Origin of the sequence: Edaphosphingomonas haloaromaticamans (assembly GCF_001853345.1) — a bacterium.
Lineage (GTDB): Bacteria > Pseudomonadota > Alphaproteobacteria > Sphingomonadales > Sphingomonadaceae > Sphingomonas_E > Sphingomonas_E fennica.
In genome coordinates, this window is sequence record NZ_MIPT01000001.1 from 3328624 (window position 1) to 3337522 (window position 8899).

Below are 8899 nucleotides of genomic sequence, written 5' to 3' on the forward strand. Positions count from 1 at the left end.
GTCAGGACACGCCGACATTGCGGACGGGTTTGACACGGCTATTATCGGACGCATGACGAAATCGCCCGGTAAGCTCCTTGGCTGCTCAATCGCTTTCTTATTGATCGCCATCCCCGCAATGTACCTCTTTGGCCTTGGCTGGGTCCGCACCATCGCGCCAGTCGCAGCCCCGCTGGCATCTGGAAATCTGCTTATTCAACTTGAAGCAACTGACTTCGAGGAGACCATTGATCTTTGGCCGATCGTTTCCACCGTTACCTATCCGAACACCGGACCAATCAGAGGTAAAATGCGCAACAGCGCGGGAGGTGATCGCAGAACAGACTATAAGATCACGATTTCGTCGCAGAGAGGCGGGGCAAGGGAAGTCCGATGCCATCGCGATTATCGTGATGCCTGCTACTTCGATGCGGACCTTGGCCAAACCGACCTGACGGAAGGTGTTTTAATCTCAGTCGTCGATGCTAATGATGGCCAAACACTCGTGCCGCATCGACTTGTCAATTTCAGGCGCATCTCGACATATTCTTTAGCGCTATGGGACGCGCTCATGAGCGTTTAGGGCGTATGGTGCCGAGTCACCAATGTCCGCTTCCCCCGACTTTTCGGTCCTTCCCTAGGCTGCGGCGACACCCCGATTTCGGACTGGCGGGAATTAGGCCGGCAAAGCTCTTCACCCAACCTTTCGCGAAAGCGGGAGAGGGCTCTGATTGCCGTCAGCTTCCTTCGACAGAGCCATCATTGAAAGCCACCGCATTTCCCACGTTCAGCTTGCCGGGGATTCGGCCGAAATCCTGCCTGTCAGGGCGCGATGACATTGCGGACCTTCCTCCCCTCCCTGCAAGGGAGGGGTTGGGGGTGGGTTGGCGCGCGCAGCGCGCCTCGATAACGTTGCGCTATGCGGCGCGTCCCCGAACATATGACGGCCAATGCACGGGCCTTGCGCAACAGCCAGACGGAGCCCGAGCGCCTCCTCTGGCGGCGACTGTCGCGCTATCGCCCACGTTTCACCCGGCAGTTGGTTGTTGGACCCTATATTCTGGATATTGCATGCCGGTCGGCTGGGCTGGCGATCGAGTGCGATGGCAGCCAGCATCTCGACACGCATGATTATGACGCGCGACGTGACCAGTTTCTCGCGGATCAAGGCTGGGTCGTTCTGCGATTCTGGAATGGCGAGGTGCTGGCCAATCCTGACGGCGTAGTGGAGGCGATCCTCNCCAGAACCACCGAGTGCCTCGGCGGAACCCACCCCCAACCCCTCCCTTTCAGGGAGGGGAGGAAAAAGCGCTGACGTCCGCTTCCCCGACATTCCGGTCATCCGCAGGCCGTTAGACGCCTCCCGAAACCCGACAGTCGATCACCACCGGAATTCGTCCGCGCGGCCTGGAGCGTTCCGCGGATGCGCCTTCAGCGCATTTGCGGTGCGCTGCCGTCCGCCAGTTCCACCGCGCGCGCGAACACCGCCTCGAACATCTCGGGCGTCAGCCGCCCGGTATTCTGGTTGTAGCGGGAGCAGTGGTAGCTATCGATCAGCAGCATGCCGCTCGGCAGACGATGTTCCGCGCCGTGGGCGAAGCGATATTTGGGCAGCTTGCCGCCCAGCGCCTTGATCGCGGACTGGTGGGCGATCTGGCCGAGCGCCACCACCACCCGGAGGTTGGGCAGCGCCTTCAGGTCCGGTTCCAGGAAGCGCCGGCAGGTCTTGATCTCCTCCGGCGTCGGCTTGTTTTCCGGCGGCACGCAGCGCACGGCGTTGGCGATGATCGCGCCTTTCAGCGCCAGCCCGTCGTCCGCGCGGCCGGCGAACTCGCCCTCCGCCAGCCCATATTTCGCCAGCGTCGCATAGAGCAGCCCGCCGGCATAATCGCCGGTAAAGGGGCGGCCGGTGCGGTTGGCGCCCCACAGGCCCGGCGCCAGCCCGACGATGGCCAGCCGGCCTTCCCGGTCGCCGAAATCGGGCACCGGCGCGTTGAACCAGTCGGGATGCTCGGCGCGTTGCGCTTCGCGGAAGGCGGCGAGGCGGGGGCAGAGCGGGCAATCATGCCCCGGCACGGCCGGCGGTTCGTTTGGGCTGGGATTGGTCATCGCGCTGCGATAGGCGCAGGCGGATGCCGCGCACAAGCTATGCCATCGCCCTGGGATCGAACCGCCGCCACGGCCGCCACGGCCCGCCGCCCCGCGTGATCGCGGCCGCGCTCGACGCGCTGGAGCAGGCCGGCGTGCGCGTGATCGCCCGCTCCCCCATCATCGCCACGCCCGCGGTCGGCCCGGCGGGGCGCGGCTTCGCCAATGCCGCCGCGATCGTCGAGAGCGACCTCGCCCCTCCCGCATTGCTGACGCTGCTCAAGCGCATCGAGCGCGCCTTCGGCCGCCGCCCCGGCCGGCGCTGGGGCGCCCGCGTGCTGGACCTCGACATCATCCTCTGGTCTGGCGGCAGCTGGCCGCCCTTTCCGCGCCGGGCCGGACCGGGCCGGCTGGCGGTGCCGCATCGCGCCTTCGCCGCCCGCGCCTTCGTGCTCGATCCGCTGCTGCGGGTGGCCCCCGGCTGGCGCCACCCGCTTAGCGGCCGCACCGTCCGCCAGATGCGGGCGCGCCTCCGCTGACTTCCGGCCGGACATCAAGATGAAGGCGGCCGATCATTGCCAAGATTGACGATCGGCAAATAGAATTTTCCCGAACGCGAACCATATCGCGATGATACTTCAGGATTAATCATATGATTTCATGTTAACTATAAAACAGGCTTTTCATTTCTCCTGAATAATGTCCTTTCAAATCACCTTCCGCGCGATCGATTTTACACAATTTAACTAAGCGAAATCCGCCTTATCGATTAAGGAGATCACGTCCGGCACGATCGGACACGCGATCCCTTGGGAGCGCCCGGCGGCGCTCTCTTTTTCGGCTTTCGCTCCGGCGACGGGAAGCACGGGACATCGGGTCACCGCCTTCCCGCAGGCTCGGGCAGGCCCAGGCGAGGCGCCGGATCGTGCATCGCACGACCGAAACGGAAATGGTGACAGGCGAAATGGCATATACGAATCTCGCGAAGTTCGATCAGCAGATATTCTGCCGGTTCAGCACGCGGCATTCCTATGCCTATCTCGTCATCGCCATGCCGCACGGCACCTCGCCGGGGGATCGCAAGCCGGCGCGCGCCCTGCCGCGCTGCGCCAACGACGTGGATGAGGCGCCGATCCACCTGAGCACGGTGCGCCGCAGGAAGTGGCAGGCGCTGCGCTGGTCGGGCGATTTCGGCACCGCCCGCCGGAGCGCGCATGTCCTTTCGGGCCTTCCGCTGTGGAGCGACGTGCGCATCATCCCGGTAAAGGCGCTCTGACCTTTCCGGCGTAGGCCGCGCGCTCCGGCACAGGCCGCGAGCAGCGATCAATCGTTCACCTCGCGCGGCGCGCCGTTGGCGCGGACTATCGAAATCGAGCCACGCATGCGGCCGCACCGCCGCTCCATCCGCCATGCCCGCTTGCCCATCGACTGATCATATGTTCAATTAATCGCGGAATCGGGGCGATGGCATACCGGCTCCGCAAGGATCAGAAAAAAGGATGAGGCTATGCTGCTGAAGGACAAGGTGATCGTCATCACGGGCGTGGGGCCGGGCATGGGCCAGGCGATGGCGCGCATCGCCGCCGCCGAAGGGGCGAAGGTGGCGATCGGCGCGCGCAACGGCGCCTTCCTGGAAGGGGTCGCCAAGGAAATCCGCGCCGCCGGCGGCGAGGCCGTGGCGCAGGTGACGGACGTTTCCAAGCGCGCCGATTGCGATGCGCTGGCCAATGCGGCGGCGGCCGCCTTCGGCAGGATCGACGGCCTCGTCAACAGCGCCTATGCGGCGGGCGAGAACGGCCTGTTCGATGACGGCGACCTCGAATCCTGGGCGTCGGTGATCGACGTCGCCTGCATGGGCAGCGCGCGGATGGCGCAGGCGGTGCTGCCGCACATGAAGGCGCAGGGCGGCGGCGCGATCGTCAACGTCGCGACGATGCAGTCCCTGAAGCCGCTGCCGGGCGGATCGCCCTCCTACGCCGTCGCCAAGGGCGCGCTCACCACGCTGACCCGCCAGATCGCGGCGGATTACGGCCGCCACAACATCCGGGTGAACAGCACGCGCATGGGCTGGCTGTGGGGCGAGCCGGTGCGCAACGCGATCAAGGGCATGGCCCAGCATCAGGGCATTTCGGAGGAGGACATCGTCAAGGGCGTCGCCGCCCGCATCCCGCTGGGTGTGATCCCGCCGGAGGAGGAATGCGCCCGTTCGGTGCTGATGTTCGTATCCGACTATACACGCATGGTGACGGGCGCGGTGCTCGACATCAACGGCGGCGAGTGGATGGCGCCCTGATCCTTCCCGTTCCCCCGGCCGGCGTCGGCGCCGGCCGGGCAATGAGGGCGCCGGCAAGGGCGCCGCAATGGCAGGAGAGAGAGCATGAACGTCGAGGATATGCCGATCGCATCGCTTTCGGCCGTCAAGGCGCAGGATCGCGCGGGCTGGCTGGCCCTGTTCGAGGAGGATGCCGTGGTGCAGGACCCGGTCGGCCCCTGCGACTGGGACCCGGCCGGCGAAGGACAGAAGGGGCGCGAGGCGATCGCCCGTTTCTACGACATGTTCATGGGCCTGCAGGAATCGCTGGATTTCGAGATCCATCACCTGGTGGCGCGGGGCGACGAGGCGGCGGTGTCGCTGACGCTGCACATCACCATGAAGGACGGCAGCCGCCACGCCACCCGCGCGATCAACATCTACAAGGCGTCGCCGGGCGGCAGGATCGCCTCGCTGCGGTCCTTCTGGTGATCGCGCGGCCGGCCATGGCCCCGTCGACGGCCGGCCTGCGCTGATGGCGGGCCGGCCGGCCATGACAGCGGCGGGGCACAATGCCGCCGGCGCCATCGCGCGCGCCGCCGCCAACCTTTGCGCGGAGGCCGGCGCGGCCGGCGTCACCGTGCGCGGCGTGGCGGCGGCGGCCGGCGTCGCCCCTTCCGCCGTGATCTACCATTTCGCCAATCGGGAGGGCCTGCTGGCCGCCGCCCATGCGGCAATGACCGAGGCCATCGCGGAATGGATGGCGGATGCCCGCGCGGCTTCGGCCGACGGGCGCGGCAACGGCCTTTCGGCCGAAGCGCTGGCCGCCGCCACCGCCATCGCCTTCCTGCGTGACCATCGCGCCGCGCTGGTGGCCTTGCAGGAACTGAACCGCGCGGCGCTGCGCGGCGATCTGGCGCTGGGCGACCGCGAGGCCGACTGGAGCCGCGTGGTCCGTTTCTGGTCCGCCGTGACCGGCACCGGCGACGGCGCGGGCGAGACGGGGCCGATCTGGAGCGTGATCCTGGAGGGCGCGATCTCGATCGCCGCGCTGGAGGTGGACCCGATCGTGCGCGACGCGCTGATCGTCGATCTCGTCGCCCGCGCGGGCGACAGGATCGCCCGCCGCCCGCTGCGCACAGCCCCCGCCGTCGCCCCCGCCCGCACCCCGCCTGCCCGGCCCGATCATCCGCCCGGCCGCCAGCGCATCATCGAGGCGGTGATCGCGCTGATCGGCGAGGCGGGCGTCGGCAACCTCACCCATCGCAACATCGCCGCGCGCGCGGGCGTGGCTGTGGGCACCGTGAGCAACGCCTATGGCGACAGGCAGGCGATGATCGTCGACGCCTTCGACGACCTGCGCTGGCGCGGCATCGACGCGGTGATCCTCGGCCCCGCCCCGCCCCGCCATTATCTGAGCGAGATCGTCTTCACCCCTTCGGGCGACCTGCGCACCGAGCTGGCGCTGATCCACGCCGTGGGCGCGGCGCTCGTCCGCAATCCAGACCTGGGCGGCGCCGGCCCCGGCGGCCTTGCCGACAGCGTCCGCCACCTGCGCGAAGGCATGGCCGAACGCTGGCTGGCGATGCGCGGCATCCATGGCGTCGATGCGATCGATGCCGCCCTGTGGGTCGCCGTCACCGCCGCGATCGTGGAGCGCGCCATCTGCCTGCCGCCGGCCGGGCGCCGCCACTGGGCCGATCGCGCCGCCGACGATCATCTGGCCGCCCTGTTCGGCCCGCCCCCGCCTTCCGATGGAGTAGAGGAATGACAAGCCCCGCCAACCGCGCGCTGTTCGTGCGGATGCTCGAAGCGCTCGGCACCAAGGATTTCGACGGCTTCCAGGCCTGCCTTGCCGAGGACGTGCTGCTGGAATGGCCCTTCCCGCCGATGGCCGGTTTTCCGACGGAGGCCCGCGGCGCCCGCTGGTTCCGCGAGAATCTGGAGGCGAGCTGGGCCGATTTCGCGCCTTATGCCTATCGCATCGCCGCCATCCACGAGATGGCCGATCCCGACAGGCTCGTCGCCGAATATAGCTCGCACAGCACCTATCTGCCGACCGGCCGGCCTTATGAGAACGCCTATGTCGCGGTCGTCTGGTTCGAGGGCGGGCGCATCAGCCGCTGGCGCGAATATCTGAACCCGGAGGTGATTGCCCGCACGCTCGCCCCCGGCGTCCAATGGCGGGACGAAGCCGCGCCCGCCGCCTGACGCCCGACAAAATAGAGAATAGAAAATCTGAGAGGATCGCCGGCTATGGCGCAAACATTCCCCCATCTGCTCCAGCCCGGCCGGATCGGCGGGCTTCGGCTCCGCAACCGCATCTTCATGACGCCGATGGGTTCCAACCTGGCCGACGAGGACGGCATCACCGGCGATCGCCTGCGCGCTTATTATGTGGAGCGCGCCAAGGGCGGCGCGGCGCTGATCACCATGGGATCGGTATCGATCGGCTATCCCGAAGGTTCGGGCAACTGGCGCAACGAGGCGATATCGCACGATCGCCACATCCCCGGCGTGGCCAGGCTCGCGGAGGAACTGCACGCCCATGGCGCCAAGCTTGCCATGCAGCTGCAGCATGCCGGCCTCGTCGCGATGAACGACATGCGCGACGGCCGCCCGCTATGGACGCCATCCGAGCCGCTGATCGGCAAGGACAGCGGCGACATGATGGACGGTTTCCTGGAGGACGAATATCGCATCTTCACCGCGCCGATGGCCGCGATGGGGGAGATACGGTATCGCGTGATGACCACGCAGGATATCGAGGAACTCGTCCAGATATTCGCCGCCGCCGCCGTTCGCGCGGTATCGGCGGGCGTGGACGCGATCGAGCTGCATGCCGGCCACGGCTATCTCATCTCCTCCTTCCTCAACCCGCTGATCAACCGCCGCACCGATGATTATGGCGGATCTATCGAGAACCGCGCCCGCCTGCTCTGCGATATCATCCGGGGCGTGAAGCGCGCCGTGGGGCCGGACGTGCCGGTATGGCCGCGCATCGACAGCCAGCATTTCCTGATCGACGGCGGCATCACCGTGGAGGACGCGGCCGAAACCGCGCGCCTCGCCGCCGCCGCCGGCGCGGATGCGATCCATGTTTCGGCCGACGGCCATCCCGGCCGGGGCGCCACTTATTCCACCGGCCACGCCACCGATATCCGCAACGGCTTCGTCCCCGCCGCCGCCCGCATCCGGGCCGCGGCCGGCGTGCCGGTGATCTGCCCCGGCCGGATCGAGCCTGCGGACGCCGATCGCTTCATCGTCGAAGGCAAGATCGATTTCGTGACCATGGGGCGCAAGCTGCTGGCGGACCCGCACCTCCCCGCCAAGCTGGCCGCCGGCANGGCCGCGAGCGTGCGCCCCTGCATCTACTGCTACACCTGCATCAGCCAGATCTTCTTCNGCCGCCCGGTGAAGTGCGCGGTGAACCCCGAANCCGGCTTCGAACGCGAACGCGCGCTGACGCCGACGGAAANCCCCCGCCACATCGCCGTGATCGGCGGCGGCCCGGCCGGCATGGAAAGCGCCCGCCGGCTGGCGAAGCGCGGCCACCGCGTGACCCTGTTCGAGGCGACGTCCACGCTCGGCGGCACCGCCCGCTTCGCCTCGATCGCCTACGCCCCCAATGAGCGCATCGTCGCCTGGCTGAAGCATGAGCTGGCGGCATCGCCCGTGACGGTCCGCCTCAACACCGTCGCCACGCCGGAGCTGCTGCGGTCGCTTGGCGTGGAGGAGGTGATCGTCGCCACCGGCGCCCGGCGGGACATGCCCGCCATCCCCGGCGCCGATCTGCCGCACGTCTTTTCCGGCGACGACATGCGGCGGCTGATGCTGGGGCAGGACCTCGACACGCTGGCCGGCAAGACCGACCGGACGACGCGCACCGCGATGAAGCTGGGCGCGCTGACCGGCCTTACCGCCCGGCCCGGCTTCATCCGCGCCGCCAGCAACTGGTGGATGCCGTTCGGCGAACGCATCGCCATCATCGGCGGCGAGCTTGTCGGGCTGGAGCTGGCGGAGTTCCTCGCCAAGCGCGGCCGCAAGGTGACGGTGCTGGACGACGCCGCCAAGTTCGGCGCCGGCCTGCAGGTCGTCCGCCGCTGGCGCGTGCTCGACGAGCTGAAGGAGCTGGGCGTCACCCTGCTGCCCGAGGCGCATGACATCGCCATCCTCGAAGGCCGCGTGCGCTATGCCAATCCCAACGGGCAGGAACGCACCATCGCCGCCGATCAGGTGATCGTCGCCAAGGGCGCCACCGGGGACACCGCGCTGGCGGGCGATCTTCGCGCCACCGGCTTCACCGTCCACACCGCCGGCGACTGCACCGGCGTCGGCTATATCGAAGGCGCCATGCAGGACGCCGCCGAAATCGCCGCCAACATCTGAAGAACAGGGAGGATATCAATCATGGCTGGAAGGCTTGCAGGCAAGGTCGCGCTTGTAACCGGGGCGGCATCGGGGATCGGCCGGGCCACGGCGGTGCGGCTGGCGGAGGATGGCGCGAGCCTGATCCTCGCCGATCTCAACCGCGCCGCGCTCGATCCGGTGGCGGCCGAAACCGGCGGCATCCCGATCGCC

At 67.9% G+C, this 8899-nt stretch carries 11 protein-coding genes; 10 read left to right on the forward strand and 1 reads right to left on the reverse strand.

All coding sequences use genetic code 11. The features are described from left to right. Positions 1 to 52: 52 nt before the first annotated feature. Positions 53 to 562, forward strand: a complete 510-nt coding sequence (locus tag BHE75_RS24145; RefSeq protein ID WP_139181740.1) for a hypothetical protein — start codon at positions 53 to 55, stop codon at positions 560 to 562. 336 nt (positions 563 to 898) lie between these two features. Then, positions 899 to 1294: an endonuclease domain-containing protein gene (locus BHE75_RS15400; protein WP_070934388.1), complete on the forward strand. Its 396-nt coding sequence runs from the start codon at positions 899 to 901 to the stop codon at positions 1292 to 1294. A 116-nt stretch (positions 1295 to 1410) separates the two neighbouring features. On the opposite strand, the gene BHE75_RS15405 is transcribed toward BHE75_RS15400, so the two are convergent. Then, positions 1411 to 2088: a uracil-DNA glycosylase gene (locus BHE75_RS15405; RefSeq protein WP_070934389.1), complete on the reverse strand. Its 678-nt coding sequence runs from the start codon at positions 2086 to 2088 to the stop codon at positions 1411 to 1413. A 23-nt stretch (positions 2089 to 2111) separates the two neighbouring features. On the opposite strand from BHE75_RS15405, the gene folK reads away from it, so the two are divergent. The 8 genes from folK to BHE75_RS15445 form a co-directional block, all read left to right on the forward strand. Then, positions 2112 to 2606, forward strand: a complete 495-nt coding sequence (gene folK, locus BHE75_RS15410; RefSeq protein ID WP_070934390.1) for a 2-amino-4-hydroxy-6-hydroxymethyldihydropteridine diphosphokinase — start codon at positions 2112 to 2114, stop codon at positions 2604 to 2606. Positions 2607 to 3031: 425 nt separating this feature from the next. Continuing rightward, the gene (locus BHE75_RS15415) at positions 3032 to 3343 is read left to right on the forward strand and encodes a hypothetical protein (protein WP_139181741.1); all 312 of its coding nucleotides are present in this window, start codon (positions 3032 to 3034) and stop codon (positions 3341 to 3343) included. A 231-nt stretch (positions 3344 to 3574) separates the two neighbouring features. Beyond that, positions 3575 to 4360, forward strand: coding sequence for an SDR family oxidoreductase (locus BHE75_RS15420; RefSeq protein WP_070934392.1), 786 nt, complete (start codon positions 3575 to 3577; stop codon positions 4358 to 4360). An 84-nt stretch (positions 4361 to 4444) separates the two neighbouring features. Then, positions 4445 to 4810: a nuclear transport factor 2 family protein gene (locus tag BHE75_RS15425; RefSeq protein ID WP_015457665.1), complete on the forward strand. Its 366-nt coding sequence runs from the start codon at positions 4445 to 4447 to the stop codon at positions 4808 to 4810. Between the two features lie 61 nt (positions 4811 to 4871). Next, a complete protein-coding gene (locus BHE75_RS15430) occupies positions 4872 to 6089 on the forward strand; it encodes a TetR/AcrR family transcriptional regulator (protein WP_191225208.1) in 1218 nt (405 codons plus the stop codon). Beyond that, a complete protein-coding gene (locus tag BHE75_RS15435; RefSeq protein WP_070934394.1) occupies positions 6086 to 6529 on the forward strand; it encodes a nuclear transport factor 2 family protein in 444 nt (147 codons plus the stop codon). The genes BHE75_RS15430 and BHE75_RS15435 overlap by 4 nt, the downstream gene beginning before the upstream one ends. Positions 6530 to 6574: 45 nt before the next feature. Beyond that, entirely contained in the window at positions 6575 to 8707 is a 2133-nt protein-coding gene (locus BHE75_RS15440; RefSeq protein ID WP_070934395.1) for an FAD-dependent oxidoreductase, read from the forward strand. 21 nt (positions 8708 to 8728) lie between these two features. Further along, a partial coding sequence (locus tag BHE75_RS15445; protein WP_139181846.1) for an SDR family NAD(P)-dependent oxidoreductase occupies positions 8729 to 8899 on the forward strand: 171 nt, incomplete at its 3' end.